Source organism: Pedobacter nyackensis (genome assembly GCF_900176505.1).
In the GTDB taxonomy this organism is placed as follows: Bacteria; Bacteroidota; Bacteroidia; order Sphingobacteriales; family Sphingobacteriaceae; genus Pedobacter; species Pedobacter nyackensis.
In genome coordinates this window covers 188,508-212,970 of record NZ_FWYB01000009.1, presented here as the reverse complement: position 1 = coordinate 212,970, position 24,463 = coordinate 188,508, and the positions used below count along the sequence as shown (strand labels likewise).

Below are 24,463 nucleotides of genomic sequence, written 5' to 3'. Positions count from 1 at the left end.
TGGTTTATAGGGTAGTTACTTTATATATTTTCCCTTTTTCGGTTTTAAAATCTATCACATAGCTCTTTTTCAAATCGAGCTTTTGGAGCTTTGCCTTTTCACTTTTATGGTATTCCGGCTGCTCAAAAAGCTCGTTTAAGCTATTTTGATTTCCCCCAATTGCAGGTTTTGAAACAGCTCCATTAATTGCTACAGGAACATTCGTGCTTAATCTGCAATTCCCTCCGGAACCCGAGTAAATCTGCGCCGCTGCCAACTTTCCATTGTTCCAATCGATGGCTACCGTAAAATTCCCTCTGGCTTTTATCCCTTTAATGCTGCCTTTTGTCCATTCATCAGGCAAAGCTGGCAATAAGTTGAGCTGTCCTTCATTACTTTGCAACAGCATTTCCGTTATTCCGGCAGTAGCTCCAAAGTTTCCATCAATCTGAAAAGGTGGATGCGCATCAAATAGGTTAGGATAAGTTCCACCCCCACTCATTTGTACATTGGTTAATTGCGCTGCCGGTGCATTTGGATCTGCCTTAGCTTCAATAGTTTTTGCCGGGTCGATTAAGGTAAGTCCTGCTTTTAAAATTTTCAAAGCATGATTTCCATCCTTTAACCTGGCCCACCAGTTGATTTTCCAGGCCATAGACCAACCAGTGCTTACATCTCCACGGTGTATAAGCGACTGTTTTGCTGCCGCGGCCAATTCCGGTGTATTTTGTGTAGTAATTTGATTTCCAGGATAAAGTGCAAAAAGATGCGATAAATGACGATGTGTATCTTTAGGATCATCCAGGTCGTTAAACCACTCCTGCAACTGTCCATGGCGTCCAATGTTGAAAGGATATAATTTTTCTTTTGCTGCTATCAAACGCGCACGGAAATCTGGATCGATACCCAATGCCTTTGATGATTCAATACAATCATGGAACAACTCTCTGATGATTCCCATGTCCATCGTCGTAGCCTTACTCACTTCGTATTCTTTCCCATCAATCTTAAAGACGTTCTCAGGAGAAGTAGAAGGATTGGTTACCAGGTATCCGCTTTTATCTTTTACCAGCCAGCTTAACATAAATTCTGCTGCGCCTTTCATTAATGGATAGCCCTTTTCTTTAAGGAATTTCTTATCACCGGTAAACAGGTAGTGGTCGTATAGATGGGTGCTTAACCATGCTCCACCCATCGGCCATGCCGACCATCTTGGGGCTCCTTTGGGATCCCAGTCGTACCCTCCTGAAGGTGATGTTTTAGACCAGATATCGGTATTATGGTGAACCACCCAGCCCCGCTGAATGCCATAATTGACTTTAGCAGTTGTAGCACCATTAACAGCCAGTCTACCGATAAAATCAAATAATGGCTGATGCAATTCAGAAAGGTTCGTATTCTCGGCCAGCCAGTAATTCATCTGCGTATTGGCATTCACGGTATAATTACTTCCCCATGGTGGCTGAACATGATCGTTCCATATGCCCTGTAAATTGGTGGCCGGTGATCCTGCCCTGGAACTCGCGATCATTAAATATCTTCCAAATTGGTAATAAAGTACTTGTAAACCCTGATCATTCCCCAGAGCTCCCTGGCGTGATAACCGCTCATTCGTAGGCAGTTTGCTCAGTTCCGTATTGTCGGCCAACTTAAAAGAAACCCGGTCGAATAAGTGTTTATAATCTGCCTTATGCACCGCTTTAAGGGCATCGAAAGTTTTGGGATAAGCCTTTGCCAGTAATGTTTTAGCTTCTAATGCAGGATTCTTGCCCTGTAAGCCGGGAGATTTATTGAAACCATTGAAACTGGTGCCATCTGTCAGAAATATCGTTACTGCATTCGCGTTGCTTACATTAATGGTATTCCCCGCAGCTTTTGCCGTTCCTCCATGAGTCTTAACCTGAACATGAACTTCAAAGGTCATTCCTTCCTTATCGTCGTAAACAATTTGTTGTGGCTCAGATGCCCGATGCGCTACATGCTTAGGTGCCTTACCCTTAAGCACCAGATAATTATCGGCTTCAGCCTTAACTGAATGCTTTAATTTACTGATTATACTGGTTGTAAAGCTGATCGCATGCATTTTATCAGACGTTAAACGTATAACCATCACCTTATCAGGATAACTGATCAGCGTTTCGCGTTTATAAGTAGTACCGCCTATTTTATAAGTTACTGTACTAATTGCGTTATTAATATCCAGCTCGCGGTGATAAGCTGTAGTTGTTGAGTCTTTAAGGTTAAAGTCTAAAAAAAGATCAGCCATGGTCAGGTAACGCGCTGAATACGGCCCCTGCATGTTCTTTTTCCAAATTTCTGCAGCTTTGCCATAATCGCCGGCAAAAACGGCTTCCCGAACCAAGGGTAAGCCCGCCTGGGCTTTAGGGTTATTACCCGCATCAGGTGCCCCCGACCATAAAGTACTGTTATTAAGTTGAAAGCGCTCTTTGTTTACGCGACCAAAAACCATTGCTCCTGTCTTTCCATTACCAAGCGGTAAGGCTTCTTCCCATATTTTAGCAGGTTGATTGTACCATAACTTCAAGCCTGATTCTTCCTTCTGCTGAGCAAGCACTGCTGAAGTACCAAAAATTACCCCAAGAAAAAGAACACTATACTTCACCATATCAATTCAATTTAAAAGTGTATTCCTTACCTGCTTCTGTTTTAAAATCGTATTCCTTTGCAGCTTTTACACCTACAGGATTTAGTTTCGCAAGCGGAGAAATCAATGGGGGTTTAACTACCGGAGTTTCATAAAAAGGATTCGGATTTACGCCATTACCAGCGGAAAACTGGGCGGTATTCATCTTCATATCTGTATTAAGGCGCAATCTGCAATTGCCGCCATTTTTAGACTTTATTTTAAGCTGGGTTATTTTATTATTGCTCCAGGTCATGTCGATTACATAACCTCCACGCGCTACCAATCCTGTAATTTCGCCTGAAGGCCAGTTATCTGGTAAGGCTGGTAAAAGATGTATTGCGCCATCATGTGACTGCAATAACATTTCTGCAATACCGGCTGTACAACCAAAATTACCATCAATCTGAAAAGGAGGATGGGCATCGAACATATTCGGATAGGTTCCACCGCCTGTTGTACTTACGCCATCAATGCGCCCCCCTACCAGCTTTAACTGATCGGTAATAAGTTTATAAGCATGATTACCGTCTAAAAAGCGAGCCCAGAAATTAACTTTCCATCCCATCGACCAGCCTGTAGCCGGATCTCCGCGGTAAGTTAAAGATGTTCTGGCTGCGTCAAATAGCTTTGGTGTTCTTGAGGGGGAGATCTGATTACCTGGATATAAACCGTATAAATGCGAAACGTGACGGTGTTTATCATCAGGACGATCTGAATCGTGCATCCATTCCTGTAACTGGCTGTGTTTGCCAATTTGCATAGGTGCTAACCTACCTATTGTAGTTTTTAATACCTGACGAAAATCAGAATCAAGGTTTAAAATCTCCGCAGCTTTCCCGGTTTTGGTAAACAGATCGAATAAAAGCTGATTATCCATGGTTGTACCTGCGGCAATAGATACGCGCTTACCAGGTACATAAGTATTTTCTGGAGAATTAGATGGAGCAACCACCAGCCATTTGTTTGTTGGCTCTTCCTGCAATACATCCAGATAAAACTCGCAAGCTCCTTTTAATACCGGATAATATTCTTTCAAAAATGCCTGGTCACCGGTAAACATATAATGATCCCATAAATGCTGACTTAACCAGTTACCGCCCATTGGCCACAAACCTGCATAAGGCCTGTCTACCGGCCCTGTAATACGCCATAGATCTGTATTGTGATGAGTTACCCATCCTTTTGCGCCATACATTACTCTGGCCGTTTCCCGTCCGGTAACTGAAAGATCTTTTAACATTTTAAACAATGGGTCATGCAATTCCGACAGGTTTGTAACCTCTGCAGGCCAGTAATTCATTTCCGTATTGATGTTGATTGTATACTTACTGTCCCATGGCGCCAGCATTTTATCGTTCCAGATACCTTGTAATGTTGGCGGTTGATTTCCCGGTTGCGAACTGGAAATCAATAAATACCTGCCAAATTGAAAATACAATGCCGTTAAATGGGGATCATTCGTTTTCGCAAATTCAGCGATACGCAGGTCTGTGGGCTTATTTACCGCCTCATTTACACCAATATTAAACTTTACCCGGTTAAAATACTGCTGATAAAATTTGATGTGATCTGCTAATGCCGATACATAGTTCTTTTTAACCGCCTTATCTAAAAATGAAGCGGCTTTAAGCCCCGCATTTCCGCTTACATCTTTGTAGTTTTTAAAGTTTGTAGCGATAGAAACATAAACTGTAGCAGAATTCGCGTTCTTCACTGTCCAGGCATTATGCTGCAACGAAGCATTTCCACCATCTGCAATCACTTTTACCTGCGATTCAAACTTAATTTGTCCTTTCTCCCCTTCGTGATCAGTGGTGATTCCCGAAAGAATCAGTTTACCATTTTCTGTTTTCAAGCCTCCACTTTGCTCGGAATTCATCGTTGCATTGAAAGTTATCTTACCCGGTTTATCAGCGGTTAGGCGCAGTATCATTACCTGATCGGTAAATGACGAGAATATTTCTCTTTTATACTTTACGCCAGCAAGCTCATAAGTAACCGTGGCTACAGCTTTTTCAATATTTAAATCGCGATAATAGTTAGTTGCTTTTTCATGGCCATCAAACTTTAGGTTAAGATTTCCAGCAGGCTGATAAATCATCCCACTATTCTTTTTAGGGAACATCTTTACATCAGCAATGGCTTGTGCGTCCTCAAACTTCCCTTCAAAAAGTAATTTCCTTAATTCCGGAACAGCAGCTCCTGATTCAGCAGTAATGTTGCTGTTAGGTCCGCCCGACCAAATGGTCTCTTCATTTAATTGCAGTTGTTCGTTTGCAGGTTCGCCAAAAACCATGGCGCCTAAACGACCATTACCAATTGGCAGGGCTTCATTCCAGTTAGCAGCAGGCCTGTTATACCACAACTTAAGGGTACCATCATTCTTTTTCGCCTGTCCAAAGGCAAAAGAAGAACTAACAAGAGTAAGAAATAGAAATAAACCTTTGATCATGAGCTTTTATTAATTAATTGAGAGGAAGCCTGCCGGTATACCATCAGCTTTTACACTGGCTACACTTTTGCCTTTATTCGTATTTACACTAATCACAGCTCTTCCGTTATAAAGCTGTACTTTACGTGATCCATCAGAAGTTCCCTGATCATCAATCAAAGCTCCCTCTCCGGTTAAACCAAATGTGACATAATTGCGTGCATCTAAACACAAGATATTGTTTGCATCAAAAAGTCTTGCCTGCATGACCACAATATTATCCTTTTCAGCTATTTTCTCTAATACCAATTTAGCTGGTTTACCCCATTTGGCAGTCTGGTATTCCTGTGTAATTTCATCAGTAATTTCTTTACCATCCTTTGTTTTGGCTACAACCTTGATTTGATTTGGGCCTTCGTTGTATTTTACCATCCATCTTAAGCCTGCGGCAGGAAAATTCTGACTGTTTCGTTTCTTTTTACCCATGCTTTTGCCATTCAGGAAAAGCTCTGCTTCATTACAGTTAGAATATACCTTAACCATTTTCTGCTCGCCCGCATCGCCCCATCTTACCGGCCATGAATGTCCGTAGACATGAACCATCGGAGCTGCAGTCCAGTACGACTGAAAAACATAATAGGCTTCCTTTTTAGTAAAATCTCTTTCAATTACCCCCTTTTGGTTCATGTATGGAACAGGGTTATCCGGACGAACAGGTGTAGAGAAGTCTTTAAATGGCCAGTAAGCGGCACCTGTTAACCAAGGCATATTTTCCTGCTCTTTTAAATGCCAGTCGATCAAATTAACTATATAACTCTCACTCCAGTCGCCATCCTTTGAAACCCTTGCAGCACCACCATGTAAGGAAGCATCACCAGCTCTTTCATCCGTTCCCACACCTGTTTCAACTATACTCAAGGCTTTATCCGGACTTTCAGAATGTCTACCTGCATGACTATCACCGCCCCACTCTACGTGCAGGAAGTGATCAACCCTGTCAAATTCTTTTTTAGAAGCCTCTTTATATTCGGTATAAATTCCTCTGTACCAACCTGCCCATATAGATGGAGAATAAACATCTACAATATCTTTACAGAAATCACATCTTCTGATGGCTGTCTTTCTGGTAGGATCAAGTTTATGTGAAAGATCATTGAGTTCCTTCATAAAGGTTCTGATCTTTTGCTCATCAAACTCATTAAAATCTCCGGGCCAGTCGTTCTCATTCCCCAATCCCCAGATGATAACTGAAGCATGGTTATAATGCTGCTCAATCATATTGGTTAGCATTCTGCGTGCCTGGTTTTTATAAACATCGCCACCAAGACCGCCGCGACACCATGGAATTTCTTCCCAAACCAGTATGCCCAGGCTATCACATAAATCGAGCACAATTCTGGATTGCTGATAATGTCCCAAACGAATAAAGTTCACGCCCATCTCTTTCATCATCGTCATCTCCTGGCGGATCATTTCCTCTGTCATCGCCGCAGCAACACCTGCATGATCTTCATGACGATGTGTTCCCCTTAACAATAATCGTTTACCATTAAGCAGGAAAGGCCCTTTTTTCTGAAACTCGAAACTCCTGAATCCGATCTTCTCCTGATGTACATGTGTGTCGCCTTTAGCAGTGATGCTGGTTTGTACCGTATACAGGTTTGGCTTTTCAGGTGACCATAATTTAGGGGCTTTCAGGTTTGCTTCCCACAAAGCTTTATCACCATAGAATGCCTTTATTTGATTTTCCCAGGTGGCAACGATCTTTCCTTCGGGATCTCTTACTTCTATTTTAACTGAAACCGTGTCTACGCCATTAGGATTAAGTAACCTTCCGCTAATGTTCAATTTGCCTAGCGCCCCCTTAGCATCAACACTTGCAGCAGCAAAAATCTTATCTACAGATACTTTAGGTACATAAACTAAATTCAAGTATCTATACAGTCCACCATAAACGTTAAAATCAGATAAATCAGAAGGAATCATTTCCAGGTCCCTGCTGTTATCACATCTGATTTCCAATGGGATTTTACCTTTAAACTCTTTATCAAATGCAGCTGTTTTTTTAAATGCATTTACCGCATCAGTGATGTCAACAGTCCACTCATCGTAACCTCCAACATGCTCGGCTACTTTTTTATCATAAATATATACCCGTGTTTTCTGACCGGCGCCTTCAAAATGTAAAAGTGTTCTTCCTTCTGAATAGGGATTTTTGACATCCAATTGCGTGCGGTACCAACCTGGTCCCTGATAATAATTCTCATCAGGATCTACAGAATTTAAAGCATTAAAGCAATGTGGTAAATTCACCGACTGCCACAATGGAACACTTTCGGGGTTACCTTCTTTCACCGGTCTTACTGCTTCCCAAACACCCCCCAGATCTCCTTTTAAATATTCCCAATTGTTAATTAATCTTTGCTTGTTTTGCGCAGAAATATATTGACTACATATCAGCAGTCCTAAAAAAAATACCAGCTTAACTCTCTTCACTTTCTATTCGATGTAACTTAAAAATATAATGGTTGGTGGTTGTTTTGACAAATGCTAAATTGCTCATTAGGGCTAGCATATTGATTCGCCCTTTTAGCTTATTCATCAACTATTTTGGCATAATAATGCAGCTCCTGCTTAACAGACGGGTAAAAAACAAACATAATCTGGGAGGTTAAGCGCAAGCGCTAACAAATTCTTTCTGATAGCACAAAGGACTTTTACCGGTAACTTTCTTAAAGCATTTGTGGAAACTCGCGAAGTTGTTAAAGCCACTGTTGTAACATACCTGTTTGAGGTTAAGACTATGTTCAATCAGCAACTTACAGGCCTGTCCAACTTTAACTTCTATTAAGAATTGGGAATAGGTTTTACGCGTACGCGATTTAAAATAGCGGCAGAAAGAATTCGGACTGATCCTGGCCACTTCAGCAATCTCTTCTAAATAGATTTTATTTTTAAAATTGGCGTAGGTATAATCATATATATCATTGATTCTATCTTTCTCTACCATTTCCAGATCGTAATGGAATCCCACTGAAGAAAGTACTTCCAGCTGGCTTGATTTGGCTATTTCTACCAATGCCTGCATTAGAATAATAATTCTTTCTGTTCCTTCAGCCTTTAGCATTTTTGTAATTAATTCTGCTATCAGCTCCTTATTCTTCCCAGTTACCTTTACGCCTCTTTTAGCTTTTTCTAAGATATCTTTCAGTTGCTTATTCTCCGGCAGATTAATGAAACAATCCCCAAAAAGGTTCTCACTAAAATGAGCTACTCTCACATCCGCTGCCGCAGGCTTTACATCCGTGGTAAAATAAGCATCATCAAACCTCCAATAGTGCGGCAAATTAGCGCCTAACAATACAATATCTCCTGATTTAAAACGCTTAATGCTATCGCCGATAAATTGTGTACCGTCTCCCTGGTTGAAATAAATCAATTCAATCTCCTGATGGTAGTGCCATTTATTATTAATAGAAGGCTCGAGGTCTTGCCTTACACTAAATGATTGGGCAGGCTCCATTGATACTTTAAGTAGTTGTGCTTTCATGATCAATATATTTGGTTAGGTTAAATTTTTGGTTTGGCTGATTTTACGGTAAAATATTTGAGCAATAAATTCCTATCAGCTGGTCAATTTGACCAGTGACAGGAATAATTCGGGATGTCTGTTCGTGAAGAAACTGCTAAGGATACTTAATGAAAGTATCAGCAGTAAAAAGGTTATATAAATTTCGTTCATGGCTCGTTTAGCTTTACAGGTTAAAGACATTTAAATGTCCTATAACATTATATTTGGTAAGGCTAATCTAGCTCTGAACGAAATAGAAAAGGGGGTAAAATCTTAAAAGAAGGGGGTGAAAATCTTAAATATCACTTCACAGGGTCAATATGAACAGATTTTAGCTTAAAAAGCTCTACTCCGTTTTGTAATGGCTTAATGTTTATCTGATAAACTCCTGCTTTAGCAAATGTTGTTGTTGCAATAGTGTGTTTAATGAAAGGTAATGGTGCTTTGTTATCAAACTCTGAAGTACGTAAAGTCCTGAAAAGAAACTCCTGATTGTTAACATTCATACTCCCTTCCTGTTTAGCACTCTCCGGTGAACAAGAATATTCCAAAGTGATTTTAAAATCGCCCGGCTCCGTTACACGAACAGAAAACTCAGCTTCATCTGTGCGGTCTTTCATCCCTGTTACGCAGATGGTATGTTTCCAATCCCCATAATAGTGACTATAGGTTAAACTATTAATCTTTGCATTCCCTTTTAGCTTTGCAAAAGTTGCTTCTACCTGATTTTCCTTAAACTGACTGGATACAGTTACCGGAACACTTAAATCGTAATCCGCTACTTTTCCCAAATACTCCATTACGAAAACGGTGTTGGCAGCATCTTTATCAAATTCCGGAAGCTCAATCCAGACATCATCGCCTGTCTTTTTCCAGACCAGATTTTTCTGGTTTGTTAAGGTATATACCTTTGAAACTTTCCCCTTAAATCCTGGAACCAATAATTTACCATTTTCAGGTCTGTATAATACATGCAGATATTGTTTACCGGGCTTAGAAGTACTTACACCCCAGGGCTGTGCCGGAATTAATCCATAAGTACTGCTGTATATACTCTCTCCGTACTTATTCAACCATTTTCCGGTTTCCCTTAAAAATTTTGCTGAATATTCAGGAATATTTCCTTCGCCATCAGGTCCAACATTTAGCATCAGGTTCCCACCTTTTGAAGCTACATTAGCTAAAAGCCTGATAATTTCTGCCGGTGTTTTAAAATTCATATCGTGTTTGATATAGCCCCAGGAATCGTTGTGCGTATAGATCGATTCCCATGGACCTTTGATTGGGGTAGCGGGCACTTCCGAATCACCGAAATCTTTATAATCACCCAACCCTTGTCCAACCCGACTACTGAATAAGCTTTTTGGCTGTAAAACTCTTAGTTCATCCACAAATGCCTGCGTTTGTGCTTTGGTCATACCGCCAGGGGTGTCAAACCATACAATCCCCAAAGGCCCGTAATTGGTCAGCAATTCTTTTAATTGGGGAATAGCCTTTTCCTTATAATATTTCTGGTAATCTTTTTTTGACTCCTCAAAATCCCAGGTATTCCTTCCTCCATTAGGCTCATACCAATCCTGAAATTGTGAATAATAGAAACCAAAGTGGACTCCCCGTTTTGCATTAGCTGCAGCAAGGGCTTTCATTGGATCTTTTTTATAAGGTGTAGCATCTACGATATCAAAATCACTAACTTTTGAGTCATACATGGCAAACCCATCATGATGCTTCGCAGTAATGACCATGTATTTGATACCGGCATCTTTAGCCAACTGCGCCCAGTCTTCGGCATTAAACTTTACAGGGTTAAAGGTTTGTGCCACCCCCTTATACTCGGCAACAGGAATTCTTGCCTGATTCATAATCCACTCACCGCTACCGTAATAGCGTTTCCCTTTCCATTCACCGGCAAGTTTAGCATACAAGCCCCAATGGATGAACATACCAAACTTAGCATCTTTGAACCACTGAATATTAGCATGTTCTTTGTCTGACGACCTGCTATCCCACATTTCATCCATTGTTTGCGCATGAACAGCCGCAACAGCACTGCTGCTTAAAGCTATTGAAAGGATAGTTTTACGGAAATAATTCAATTTCATGTTTATGATAGTTTTAGATACAATCTTCCAATCTAAAACTATCATAAAATTATACTGGCAATAAAGCATGATTTTGCCTAATTATTAAGTTATTTTAGCAGACTGATTGTTTTTTGATTTTTTATTTGTTCGACTACGGCTATTTTTCAATGCCCATCTCCAGATATTCGCCAGGCTTTGTATCAAATGCAAAAGTATTGCCTGAAAGTAGCTCGGCCTTTTGGCCATTTCGCATTAGCTGCACTTTTTTCCCTGGCCAGGGATTGTCAATAATACATGGCCGACCAGCCTCACTTAACAATTTAACATAGCTGATTTCGCCTTTTTCCAAACTGCTGCTCACCAGGAATGCGCCATAAGCACGTAACTGATCAAAACTGGCATCTTTATCCTTATTCCAATTCGGAAATATTCGGATCACCTGTTCATAGCTTTGCATCATCATTTCATTTATAGTAAGCGGAACAGCAGCAAGGGTTTCGGTTCCGCCACCATCAGCAGTGATCCAAAGGTTGGGAAGTGACTGTAAGGTGATTCGATCTTTCAATTGCTTTAAAATTTCGTCGGAATCATATCCCACTCTTACCGCAGCAGGAAAACAGGTTTCAATACCATTCCCGAGTGTATTTGCCCATTCTCCGGGAGCTTTCATCCGCTCCTTCCAACGGCTTACATCGCTCAGTAAAATCTGATTAAAAGCTGAATCTGTTTTAGGACCGCATACCCCACCAGGGAGTATCAAACCATGAATGGAAACTCTGGCTAATCCAGCAATGCGACTATGCCAGGCAGATGGACTTTTTTCAACTCCTTTCAAACTCAGTTTACCATCCACTTCTCCTACCGTAAAATCACTCATATGGTTAACAATATGCTGCCACTTTTCTACCCTTTCTGCATCAACTTTTAAAAATGTACTGACGTCAATTATTCCTTTGAACAACATTTTCACTAACCCAACTGAAAGTGTAGAATTAAAATCGCCAAGCTGGTCGCGCCATTGTCCATTATTTTTCAGGTTCGGCATGACCTCACCGTAATGGTCCATGTAAATCACATATCGACCATTCTCAAATTTCAGATAGTCTTCCCAAAAGTTGGCACATTCCAGCAGGTAAGGGTAAATTTTACGGGCATAAACGGCATCATAGGTGCTGTAAAATCGCATCAACATATTACCCACACTGAATACAGCATTGATTTTTTGTCCCAAAAATTTATACCCCCCATCAATGGTATTTTCCCGCGTTGCATACCGTTTCAGCATTTCTTCAGGAGTAAGTGGCCAGCGGGTTGTAACCAAACCTTTAGGCCCTATCCCAACCGGGTAATAAATTCCTTTAATCTCGAGCAGATCTTTAGCATGTTGCTTTCCCTTTTCCATGTAATCCAGCAATGGCTGATCAAAATTATCAGTCTGATCAATGTAATTAGATGAATATGCCGCCCAATAAGGAGCCTGGTAATTGTAATTCAGGTGGTAATCACCACCCCATGCAGATGAATCACGAGTTACAAAAGGTCCCCAGATGCCCGGTGCAAATTTGTCGCCCCTCGATGTGGCTCCAAATAAGTATTGTGAAGCATAGTAATATTTTTCAATAAAAGGATCGTTTATACGGACATTTGAACGTCCCCAGAAGTCCTTCCACCAGGCTTCGTGTGCCTTTTTCATCGTAGCTATGCTACCTGCTGTTGTCGATTGCGCTTCCTTGATAGTCCTTTCCTTCCAGTCTTTTCGGTCATGATTAGTATACATGGTTACGGTAAGACTTACCCTTTGATTTGGCTTGAGATTTAAAGTACCATCTTTTTCAACCCTGGCACCTACAACCTTTAACGCCATGGCAATATGGGATGGCCATTCCAGCAATGGCGTATTTTCAAAAGACCGGGTAACCCAAATTACCTCTCCATTCTGGCCATCTGTATTTATCGAGGTATTGCCTTTGGTAGCGTAAAGCCCCAATTTCATACTGCAAGCTTTGTTTGCAATAAATTCGGCCACCACTGTATTTCTTGTTGCCGCTACCCAGGCATTCATAGAGACAGTGAGGTTTTCTTTTGTAAACTTCCCTGCAATGAAGGCTTTATCCTGGATTTGCTCTGCATAGAAATTAGCGCCCTGGAGGGCGCTAATTTTCACTTCTAACCATCCTGGCAATGCGATTCCGCCACCTGGGTAAACCGGATATGCCCGCCAGAAATCATTTTTACCCAGATATAAGCTTAGCTTATCCGGGCTTCCGCCAAGCGTTAAACCAATATCTCCATTTCCAGCTAAGGGTCCGTCAGGTGTTTTAGCTGTAGGCACCTTTTGTGGGGCTGTTGTAAAAACAGCCTTATAGCGACCCGCATAAATTTCCTGTGCATAATTTCTACTAAAGAGACACAGCATTAGCATCGTTAAGGATAACAGAGATTTGTTTATCATATATTGAGCACGTTAAAATCCAGTATTTTGTGTCCAGACACCTCTCATGATATCCATTTGGCCAAGAGGAATTGGGAAAAGATAAGATTTGAATTTTCTCTTTGTTCCTTTTGCATCATAAGGGATTAAAGGAATGACCTGATCTGCTATTTTCCATCTGATCAGGTCATTATATCGCAAACCTTCAAAAGCCAACTCTACTCTTCGTTCATTCCTAATGTCATTTCTTGTAAGTACTAGTTTTGGTGGCATATTTACACCCGGCCTGGCTCTTACATCATTTAATGCTTTTAACGCGCGCAGATCAGCTCCCTGACCGTTTTCGAACATCGCTTCGGCATACATCAACAGCAAATCGGCATATCTGATTTTAACCATATGCTGATCACTCAAAGTAGCTCCTGAAGCATTATTAATTGCTGGATTTATCCATTTTTTAATAGCCATACCAGTATAAGGAATCTGACCTTCTGCAGTACTTCCAGTTTGCTTAAAACCTCCCGGATTATAAGCCCATGGATCTCCTGCTTCGAAAATGGTCATTTTTCTTCTTGGGTCATTAGGTTCGTATGCATTTCTAAGTTCTACAGTTGGAAATATCGACATCCTTCCACCAATTACCTGATCTAAAGAATGATAATCATCCGGAGCTCTGAATTGTACAGAAAGCATTATCTCCCTGTTATTGATTTGATTGCCGAAGAAAATACCTGCGTAACTAGGGGAAAGCTGAAAAGGATTTGTAGGATCCCCAATTAATGTCCACGCGGCGTCAGCTGCTTCTGCAAAGCGCTGATTATTTAACAGCACTCTTGTTTTTAGAGCAATAGCAGTCCCTTTAACCGCACGTCCGTCTGTATAAGGATCTTGTTTCAAATAAGAAATGGCAAGATCCAAATCTTTAAGGATCTGCGTAACAACATCAGACTTTGGCGATCTTGGTGTATTCAGATAATCGCCACCAAGCTCTGCTGGTTGTAAAATAATTGGAAGATCACCATACAACTGGGTCAATTCATTGTAGTAATAGGCTCTTAGGAACATGGCTTCGCCTTTCATGCGCTTGTTGGTGGCATCCGGCATATTAGGAACCCGATCTACATTTGCCAGAAAATAATTACACGATGCAATTCCCTGAAAGCCGAAAGTGAAGGTTTTACTTACAATACCGGTTGTCGCCTGGTTATGATCACCCCTCATCACCACATCAAAAGATTCATAATTAGAGGTATTTGAAGCATTATCAGAAAGTGCTTCCCAATAAAGAGAGTTTCCGCTCTGGTTTTTTCCGTTTGAAAAAATTGGTTCTTTTAGTTTTGCATAGCAAGCCACTAAAGCCTTGCCTGCCTCCCCTTCTGTTTTCCAGAAGTTCTCTTCCTTAGGATTAGAAAGCGGGTCTTTATCAAGTGTCTTTTTACATGAAGTCACAAAAACTGCTGACATCAGAAAAAGCCCTATTCTTATATATGTTTTCATCTTATTCATGATTAAAAGGTAACTTTAAGTCCGAACGAATAAATTTTAGCCTGGGGATATATTGCTGCCCTGCCACTTGCAGCTGCACGCTCAGGATCACTTCCATCAAAGAAATCAGTGATTGTAAACAGGTTATCACCTGAAACATATAAACGTAAACCTTGCATTTTAGCTTTATTGATCAGCTTAGCCGGAAAGTTATACCCCAACTGCAGATTTTTTAACCTGAGGTAGGAAGCGTCTTGTAACCACCAGTCAGACACCTGTGTATTTGGTGCATAAAGTTCATTAAAAATATGTGGTATGGTATTGGAAGTACCTTCTCCATCCCATGCATTTTCCCAGAAAGTTGGAGGAGGACCGGCTTGTCTGAATGGTGCAACACCCCATTCTTTCACATAAATTTTCCTTCCCTGTACCCCTTGAAAGAAGAAGCTCAGGTCAAAATTCTTGTATTCCGCATTAACGGTAAGTCCGTAGTTAAATTTAGGGAAAGCACCACCTACAACCGTACGGTCATCAGTTGTTATTTTTCCATCCGGCACACCATTTGGTCCGCTCACATCCCTATACTTCATGTCGCCGGGTTTAGGTTTCACTATTGGAGTTGGTCCGTTATCAATCTCAGCCTGATTCTGATAAATACCATCAAAAATATACATGAGATAAGACTGATAAGGCAAGCCTTCTTGTGTGATGGTTCCATTGCCGCTGTTGATTTCACGGGCACCAAATTTTACCACTTTATTTTTATAAGTTTCGAAATTCCCCTGCACCTTATAACGGAAGTCATTTATTTTGCCCTCATAACCTAAAAGGAACTCCAATCCAGTGTTTTTCATTTCACCGCTATTTACCGTTGGTCCGGCTAATCCGATAAAGTCAGGAACCTGAAGCTCTCTTAAAATATTGGTTGTTCTTTTAGTATACCAATCTACAGAGCCAAATAAACTAGATCCGAAGAGGCTGAAATCAAGGCCTAAGTTAGTCAACGTGGTGGTTTCCCATTTCACATTGCTATTGATCAGATCCGTTTGCGTTACCCCTTGTTGCAGGCTTCCTCCGATGAAATATAGGTAAGGGTTTAATACAGACTGATAAGGATATGGCATAGTTTCACCTAAAAGTGTTCTGTTCACGTTCTGGTTACCTACCTGACCCCATGATACTCTGGCTTTAAGGTTATTTACCCAGCTCACATCTTTTAAGAAATCTTCCTGAGAGATTCTCCATCCCGCTGAAGCTGATGGAAAAAATCCCCATTTATTTCCGGTTGGGAAACGTGATGAACCATCATAACGGAAATTCGCCTCTAATAAATATTTCTCTTTATAGTCATAATTTACCCTGCCAAAAAGAGATTGCAATGCCCATTCGTAGCTAAATCCATCAGCAGTTTGTCCACCTGGTTCAAAAATACTCAGGTCTAACAAATCAGCAGAAGGCGCGTTCCTTTTAAAGCCTTGTAAACGATCATATCTGAAGGTTTCCTGACTTCCGCCTAACAAGGCAGTCAGGTTATGATTTTCTCCAATTTTTTTGGTGTAGTTTAAGGTTCCGAAAACGGTATACTGCACGTCTTTATCGTTACGGACAGTTAAATTGTTCTCCCCTACGGTACCATTCCATTGCGTATTGTAAGCATATGTTCCGGCATTGTCAGGTAAGAACATATACCCGGGAATGCCCACCACATGTACTTTCGTCTCTCTCTCATTATATTTAACGGCCCCTTTAATTTCTCCTTTCAAACCAGGAAGGATATCTACGTTTAAATACGCCGAAGCCAAAGCGTAATGGTTGTTCAGGTATCTGCCTCCATTTTCCGCTGTAGCTACCGGGTTCTTATTTCCCCCTTCGAAAATATATGCTTTAGCAGCATACCTTCCACTACCATCCGGCAACTTCGGTGTAAAAGTTGGGTGAGCTGCGAGGGCACTCAGGATCTGATCCTCAGTAGAATTACCATCGAAATTTCCATTCAATGCTGTTTCATTCCGTTTACCTTTAGAAAAGGAAATATTGGTACCGAAAGTTACCTTTTTGTTCAGATCAGTTTTAAAATTGAATTGCGCATCATACCTCTTGTAACCAGTAGCGATCAAAATCCCGTCCTGATTAAGGTATCCTGCTCCAAAGTTATAGGTTGTACCTTCCTTACCTCCATTTACACTCAGGTAATGTTGTTGCATCGGAGCGGTACGGAATATAGCGTCCATCCAGTCGTAACTTGGGTATTGAGCCGGATTGGTGATCGCCCCCTGACGATACTCTTCAATTTGTGCAGCTGAATATCTCTGGTTAGCACTTGTACCGGTATGGTCGATCGCTTTATTTAACAATTCCATGAATTGAACAGAATTGGTAATCCTGTCGTAAATAGAAGTTGCACGCTGGCTACCATAGTTGTAACTATAATCAATGTTTAACCGTCCGGCCTTACCAGATTTAGTTGTTACCAATATTACTCCGTTTGCAGCTCTCGAACCATAAATAGCTGCAGATGCTGCATCTTTCAGCACAGAGACACTTTCAATCTGATTAGGATTAACGTTATTCAGGTTACCTTCAATACCGTCAATTAAAACAAGAGGTTCATTCCCCGCTTTACTAAAAGTACCCATACCACGGATCTGGATACTTGCACTTTCGGCTCCGGGCTGACCGGAGTTTTGCGTTACCTGAACACCAGGCATTCTGCCTTGTAATAAAGAAGTTGTATTTGGAGCTTGTCTGCTGGTTAATTCAGTACCGGAAACATTACTAACAGCTCCGGTTAAATTCACTTTCTTTTGCGTACCGTAACCTACTACGACCACCTCCGAAAGCGCACTATTTTCTTCTTTTAAAACTACATTAATGGTAGTTCTGTTGCCTATGGCGATCTCTTGTGTTGTAAATCCAACGAAACTAAAAACAAGTGTTCCAGATCCATCGGGCAATGATAATGCATAATTGCCATTCGTATCAGACATAGTACCTGTACTGCTGCCTTTAAGTTTAATACTCACACCGGGCAGTCCTCCACCCTTCTCATCGGTAATTCTTCCCTTCAGCTCTAATTTCTGAATTGAATTGCTAACACGATTAACAACGGGTTGCGCATTTTCTTTAATAATTACGGTTTTATTGCTTAGCAGATAAGTAAAGGGCTGGTTTTCAAAACAACGTTTTAATACCTCTTCAACCGTTTGGTTCTGTACAGAAAGATCTATTCTCTTTGCTTTTTTAAGGTCCTCGATATCATAAAAGAAATCATAACCACTTTGCTTACGAATTTCTTTGAATATTTCTTCCAGAGATGCATTTCTCTGTGAAATAGTGATACGCTGCGCCTTACTTGCCTGTGCAAACTGCAAAAACACAGTAATCAGCATAATTGTGGTAATTTTAACTCGCATAAGTAGTTTTCTATGATCTATCGCTTTGAATCTGTAAAAGACAGCATTCAATATCCATAGATTTTTTTGTAATAAGCCTGGTGGCTTACTTACAGATTGTTTATAAAAGTTCATACATTTGATTAGTTGGGTTAAACGAAAAATTAACTGTTTGAGGGTATCCCAGCCATTTTTTTTACCGGGAGTGGTTCGAAGCACTTCCGGTTTTTACTAAACTCCTTCTGGAAATTCAGTTTTGGCTTTTACACCTTAATTAAGGTCCTAATTCTTCAATAAATTGCTCTTTCATTCTGTTTAATTTTTGGTTTTTATATGCTTGTCTATTTTTTATTTAAAACGGTAATTTTCTTGCCATCAATGGTAAAATGAACCTTACCTGTAGATTCCATTATATTTAATACTTCTGAAATATTTTTAGAGCGGGATATATATCCGCCGAACTTTAAGTGATCAAAATTCCCTTTATAAACCACTTCCACATCGTACCACCTTGCCACTCTGTTCATGATGCTCTTCAGGTTGTCGCCTTTGAATGCAAAATCTCCATTCTTCCAGGCAATGATAGCTTCTGTATCGACCGTCTGAACCTTTATCGCATGCTCATTTAACAGGGCCTGTTCCCCTGGTTTCAGCAACTTTGAATGTTCTTTTTCTTTAACGTCTGACGGGATTACACGAACAATGCCTTCCAGGAGTGTAGTTTTAATACCTTCTTCCTCCTTATAGCTATTGATGTTGAAATGGGTTCCCAATACTTCTACTTCCTGACCGGGAGTTTTCACAATAAAAGGAACATTAGTTGCGCCCGATATATGACCTTTAACCTTTTGCTTTGCAACTTCAAAATAACCTTCGCCCATTAGCTCTACTACTCTATCACCTGTAAACTTAATTGGATACCTTAGAGAGGAAGCAGAATTTAACCATACCTTGGTGCCATCGGGTAAGTTAATCTGATATTGTCCACCTTTAGGTGTCTCAATGGTATTAAACGATAAGGCTTCTTTTCCTCCTTTATCGGAAGCGACTACGGTATAAACCAATTTGCCATCTGCTGTTTTCTGGATACTTAATCCTCCTTGCTTAACAATTTCGCCACGACTTGCATCTGTTAAGGAAATCTTACTTCCGTCTGCCAATGTCAGAATAGCCTTATTTCCACCTGGAGCCACGTCATTATTTTTAGCTGTTCGAATTACTGCAGGTTGTGTTTTGGGTAAACTGAAATAGAAAATCCCAATTGAACCCATGATCAGTAAAACTGCGGCTCCAAGCCAAAAATTTAAAGGCTTTTTTTTTGCAACAGGCTGATTAGCGCTGAGCGCTTTCCAGGCGGCTTCCTTTGTCCGCTTCACTGATGCCATATCTAAATCTTCAGCAACAGCGGAACTCAGTTTCAGGTACCAGCTTTCAACGATCACCTTCTCTTCCTCTGAGCATAAACCCGCATTGTATTTATCTAATAATTCTCCAGGATCTTTTGCCATATTCTGCCATTTAGCTTTTTTCGAACATAAGACAAGAAGCTATATGGTGTGGGGGTACAAGCCCAGAAAAAAAATTACAAAATAAATAGGAGCAGGAGGGCAATTAGAAAATCCAGTTTAGGTTTTAATATCTTAAGCGCTCTTTTTACCTGAGTCTTAACCGTCAATTCCGACAACTTTAATTTAGAGGCAATTTCTTTATGGGATAGATATTCCGTACGACTTAATTTAAAAATTTCGCCCATTTTTTGAGGTAGGGAAGCTATTTCCTTTTCAATGATGCGCTTTAACTCTTTCTCCCTCACATAGAAATCAGTAAGATAAGTTTCCTGACCCATAAACACTTCCAGAGAATCAAGATAACGACCTTTCACTTTCTTATGGGCAATCTGGTTTAACACCAGATTCCTGGTACACGCGTATAAATAAGATGATACAGTACCATTTAAGGACAGAAAATCCCGTTTCGTCCATATGTTTTCAAACAACTCCTGCACTACATCTTTAGCCTCATCTTCATCCTGAAGAATTTTGAGTGCATGCAGATATAATACGACATAAAAACGATCAAAAATCTGCGTATAAGCGCCATGATTCCCCTCCTTTATCAGAGTGAATAATTCTTCATCTGTATGTAAGTTGTTTACTGACATATCCCGATCAAAATCATCTATTTACGACAGGAATAATCCCCACAAAAGGTTCCAAAGTCGAAATAGCATTATATTTGGTTAGTTTCCTACTCAAATGTAACAAATTTAAGAGCTAAAATCTTGGCATTTCATTCAATAGTTTTAGCATACTCCGGTTAATTCTCTTCCGAATAATCACTAGGTGTTCTGCCGAACTGTTTCGCAAACTCCTTACTGAAATACTTACTGTCGCTAAAGCCCACCATGTATGCGACTTCATAAACGGTATAGGTCTTTTGCTGTAAAAGCTGGGCTGCTCTTTTTAAACGTACCGATTTAATAAAATTATTAACAGTTAAACCTGTTAGCGCCTTGATTTTTTTATACAGAATAGGTGTACTCATGCCAATATCAGCAGCCAATACATTTACATTGAACTCGTCAACACTGAAATTTTGCTCAATAATAGCCATGATCTTATTTAAAAACTCTTCATCTGTAGATTCGATCAGTACATTGGAAGGCTGTAAGGTAATTTGCTGACTAAACTTCTTCCGCATATTGCTTTGTAACGCAAGCAGGTTATTGATATTCAACAACAACACATCAATGCTAAAAGGCTTGGTGATATAAACCTCGGCACCCGTTTTTAATCCACTTACCTCATGTATATTACCTGAGCGGGCCGTTAACAGAATAATTGGGATATGGCTGGTTCGGGGATCTGTTTTAAGTACACGACACAATTCAAGGCCATCCATCACAGGCATCATCACGTCGCTGACTATAATATCAGGAATTTTTTCAAATGCAAGCGCAGCACCTTCCTCCCCATTTTCAGCTTCAATGATATAGTAAAACGCTTTTAAGGACTGCTTAATGAAATCACGTATCTCCCGGTTATCTTCAACAATCAGTAAAGTTATCTGCTCTTCAACTGGTTTATTATTCAAAATATCCAGGTCAGGTAACTCCAGCAATTCCTCTTGTACCTGATATAAAGCAGGATTCTCCACATTCACAAACTGAGGAATGAGCTCATCCTTTTTAAAATGACTATGGCCGGTTTTTAATTTTAGACTAAAACAGGTTTGAACATTTCTGTTGGCATTTTGCGGACTTGGCAACAGTACCAGATCTCCATGATGCAATCGCGCTATTTTCTTCGACAAGGCAAGGCCTATACCTGTCCCGCTGTTCCTCGAAAGCGGATCTTTTACCTGGTAAAAATTAGTAAACAGTTTGTCTCTGCTCTCCTCCGGAATACCCTTACCGTTATCACATACAGTGATTTCTACAACGCCTTTGTCTATTCTAATTACAGAAAGTGTGATCAGCCCGTTTTCAGGGGTAAACTTAAACGCGTTCGACAATAAATTATAAAACACCTTTTCCAATTGCTCCGGATCAAAGTATACCTCGATATGCTCATCGCTACTGACAAACTGATAATCAATATGGTGTCTTATAGCAAGATACTGGAACGATAAGTAGATCTCTTTGGCAAATTCAACAATATTTTCAGGAGAAACATTCAACTGCATTTTGCCTGCCTCCTGTTTTCTAAAATCCAGCAATTCATTAACCAAACGGGTTAACCTTCCGGCATTCCTTTTTACAGTAAGTAGTCTGCGGTTTATCCCCGGGTGTTCTTTTGTATCGTTAATTAAATTTTCTAATGGCCCGAGGATAAGTGTTAATGGCGTTCTGATTTCATGCGAAACATTGGTAAAGAAATCCATTTTCATCTGATAAACCTCATGTTCCTTTCTTAGTAAAGCCCTAATCCATAAAAACCTGAATACAAGGAATAAAACAGCAGAAGCAATCAAAATATAGCACAGATAAGCCCACCATGTCTTCCAAAATGGTGGTTTAATATGAATGGTCATTTGCTCAAGCTGATCGGTCCATACACCATCGTTATTGGATCCCTTTATCAATAACTTATAGGTACCTGAAGGAAGGTTATAAAATGTAGCTATAGGGGAAGTTACATAGTTCCACTCTTTATCTAACCCTTCCAGCTTATAAGCGTATCGATTCTTCTCTGATTTGATATAGTTAAGTACAGCAAACTCTAAACTAAAAATGTTCTGTGCATGAGAAAAAGTAAGCTCTTTTGTTAAACTGATATTTCGGTTCAACAATTTGCTTTCATCGCCGATAACTACTGTTTTGTTAAAAAGTCTTAAGCGCGTAAAAATAACTTTCGGGACCTTTTTATTTTCTTTAATCTGATTCGGAAAGAAGCTAACCAAGCCGCTATAACTTCCAAAAAAGAATTCTCCTTTGTTATCCCTATAGAAGGAATTATAATTAAATACATTACCAGGTAATCCATCCTCGACTGTATAGGTCTTAAAAGTTTTCCTGTCAAATTTGGCTAATCCATTGTCTGTGCTAATCCATAAGTTTCTTTGTTCATCTTCCAAAATACCTAAAATAACATTGCTGGGCAGGCCATTTTTCATGTTATAAAACCTGATTTTACTTAGTTTAGGATCATAACGGATTAATCCTCCTTCATAACTACCCAACCAAATGATTCCCCTTGAATCTTCCTGTATTACATTGATATCATCAAATTTTGAGCTGTTATCATTAACCCTGAGTCCCTTTATTTTATTGGTAACCGGATCCAGGATATAAGTGCCCGAATTAGTGGCAATCCATATGTTCTTTTTAGAATCTTCAAAAAAATACCTCAGAAATTTCAGGTCATGGTGATTACCCGACCCGCTATATGGAGCAAAGTTGTTTTCCTTTTCATTGTATATGAAAATCCCCTGCGCCCTTGTCCCTATCCATAACCTGTTTTGACTGTCATGCAACAAACAAACAATCCGGTTGGAATTTAAAGCTTTAGGATCTGAATAATTAGGTTTGTAATGCCTGAAGGTTTTGGTAACCGGCGAATAAACATCCAAACCTCCCTCATAGGTCCCAATCCAAACCTCACCATTCTGAGCAATGGAAACAGCTTTAACCAGATTAGAACTTAATGAATTAGCATTTTCTGTATCCTGCTTAAAACTGGTAAACCTACCTGAAGCCCGGTCGTAGTAGTTCAGTCCCTCGGCTTCTGTACCAATCCAGAGGTTATGGTTCCGATCTTCAACTATTGAACTCACCACATTACTACTGATACCATTCTTACCGAGACTAGTCCTGTACTCTCTGAATGGTGTAGCATTAGGATGATAAAAATTCACACCACCAAAATAAGACCCCACCCATATCGACCCGGTAGCATCTTCCAGAATATCATAAATAGAATTGTGATTTAAACTCGTTGGATCTTCAGGATTATGAATTAGCGCAGTGAATTTAAAACTATTTACATTAAGTAAGTTAATACCATTCAGTGTTGAGATCCACAGTTGCCCTTCCCGGTCCATTTTAATTTTACGGATGACATTACTGCTGATGCTATTGGGATCTCCCTTTTTAACCATAAAATGTCTAAAAGTCCCGTTGTCACGGTTTAGCAAATTCAAGCCGCTATTGTGTGTTCCTACCCATAGATTACGCTTTGGATCTTCATAAACAACACCTACATCGCTATCACTCAGACTATTTGGATCATCACTTTTATGGAAATATGACTTATAGCTATATTTCCCTTTTATCAATTGCATCCTTGTTAATCCCTGGATGGTTCCTAACCAAAGTGCCCCTTCATGATCCTGATGAATCGATTTAACCAAATGATGTGCTATACCTGAGTTAGGGTCCTTCCCCGGAAGAAAGCGAATAAACTGATCATTAGTGGTTAATTTGTTTAATCCACTATCAGTCCCAATCCAGATATGTCCATTCTTATCTTCATAGATACATCTAACAATATTATTGCTGATGCTGCTTTTATTCTTTGAATCGTACTGATAGCGTTTAAAAGAATTACTTTCAGGCAGGTACCTATTTAGTCCTTTTTGAGTACCTACCCATAAATTACCTTTACTATCGGTTAATAAAGCATTGATGTTCTGACTACTGCTTAATGATGCATTGTTCCCCTGCTCACGCTTATAGATTTCGAAATTTTGGGTGTTATACTTATTTAACCCATCTTTTGTTCCAAACCACATGAAGCCCATACTATCCTGGGCAATTGAAAGTACACTACTTTGGGAAAGTCCGTTTTCGACTGTCAAGTGCTTAAAACCAATTTTATCTTTTTGGGCGTTAGCCGGCCTGTATCCAAACATAAGAATGAATAACACGGACAACTTAATCCGAAAAAAGAAAGGAGACATTTAGTATTTGGTATTTTGGTTTAGCGTAAAAATAGGGTTTTACT

The 24,463-nt window shown here is 40.0% G+C and carries 11 protein-coding genes; all 11 read right to left on the bottom strand.

From position 1 onward, the window contains the following. Positions 1–4: 4 nt before the first annotated feature. Complete coding sequence (locus B9A18_RS16730; protein WP_084290636.1) at positions 5–2,605, bottom strand: glycoside hydrolase family 95 protein; 2,601 nt, start codon at positions 2,603–2,605, stop codon at positions 5–7. A gap of 1 nt (position 2,606) precedes the next feature. Further along, positions 2,607–5,078, bottom strand: a complete 2,472-nt coding sequence (locus B9A18_RS16725; RefSeq protein ID WP_084290634.1) for a glycoside hydrolase family 95 protein — start codon at positions 5,076–5,078, stop codon at positions 2,607–2,609. A gap of 9 nt (positions 5,079–5,087) precedes the next feature. Beyond that, entirely contained in the window at positions 5,088–7,553 is a 2,466-nt protein-coding gene (locus B9A18_RS16720; protein ID WP_084290632.1) for a glycoside hydrolase family 2 TIM barrel-domain containing protein, read from the bottom strand. Positions 7,554–7,728: 175 nt separating this feature from the next. Then, positions 7,729–8,607, bottom strand: a complete 879-nt coding sequence (locus tag B9A18_RS16715; protein ID WP_084290630.1) for an AraC family transcriptional regulator — start codon at positions 8,605–8,607, stop codon at positions 7,729–7,731. Between the two features lie 323 nt (positions 8,608–8,930). Next, entirely contained in the window at positions 8,931–10,730 is a 1,800-nt protein-coding gene (locus B9A18_RS16710) for an alpha-L-fucosidase (protein ID WP_084290711.1), read from the bottom strand. A gap of 139 nt (positions 10,731–10,869) precedes the next feature. Next, positions 10,870–13,164 carry a glycosyl hydrolase family 95 catalytic domain-containing protein gene (locus tag B9A18_RS16705; protein ID WP_084290628.1) on the bottom strand — a complete coding sequence of 765 codons (2,295 nt, stop codon included), beginning with the start codon at positions 13,162–13,164 and terminating at the stop codon, positions 10,870–10,872. A gap of 12 nt (positions 13,165–13,176) precedes the next feature. After that, complete coding sequence (locus B9A18_RS16700) at positions 13,177–14,640, bottom strand: RagB/SusD family nutrient uptake outer membrane protein (protein ID WP_084290710.1); 1,464 nt, start codon at positions 14,638–14,640, stop codon at positions 13,177–13,179. An 11-nt stretch (positions 14,641–14,651) separates the two neighbouring features. After that, the gene (locus tag B9A18_RS16695) at positions 14,652–18,155 is read right to left on the bottom strand and encodes a TonB-dependent receptor (RefSeq protein WP_235005351.1); all 3,504 of its coding nucleotides are present in this window, start codon (positions 18,153–18,155) and stop codon (positions 14,652–14,654) included. A gap of 206 nt (positions 18,156–18,361) precedes the next feature. Further along, positions 18,362–19,528 carry a FecR family protein gene (locus tag B9A18_RS16690; RefSeq protein WP_084290626.1) on the bottom strand — a complete coding sequence of 389 codons (1,167 nt, stop codon included), beginning with the start codon at positions 19,526–19,528 and terminating at the stop codon, positions 18,362–18,364. A gap of 74 nt (positions 19,529–19,602) precedes the next feature. Then, positions 19,603–20,181, bottom strand: coding sequence for an RNA polymerase sigma factor (locus tag B9A18_RS16685; protein ID WP_084290624.1), 579 nt, complete (start codon positions 20,179–20,181; stop codon positions 19,603–19,605). Positions 20,182–20,336: 155 nt separating this feature from the next. Further along, a complete protein-coding gene (locus tag B9A18_RS16680; RefSeq protein WP_235005350.1) occupies positions 20,337–24,371 on the bottom strand; it encodes a hybrid sensor histidine kinase/response regulator transcription factor in 4,035 nt (1,344 codons plus the stop codon). Between the last annotated feature and the right edge of the window lie 92 nt (positions 24,372–24,463).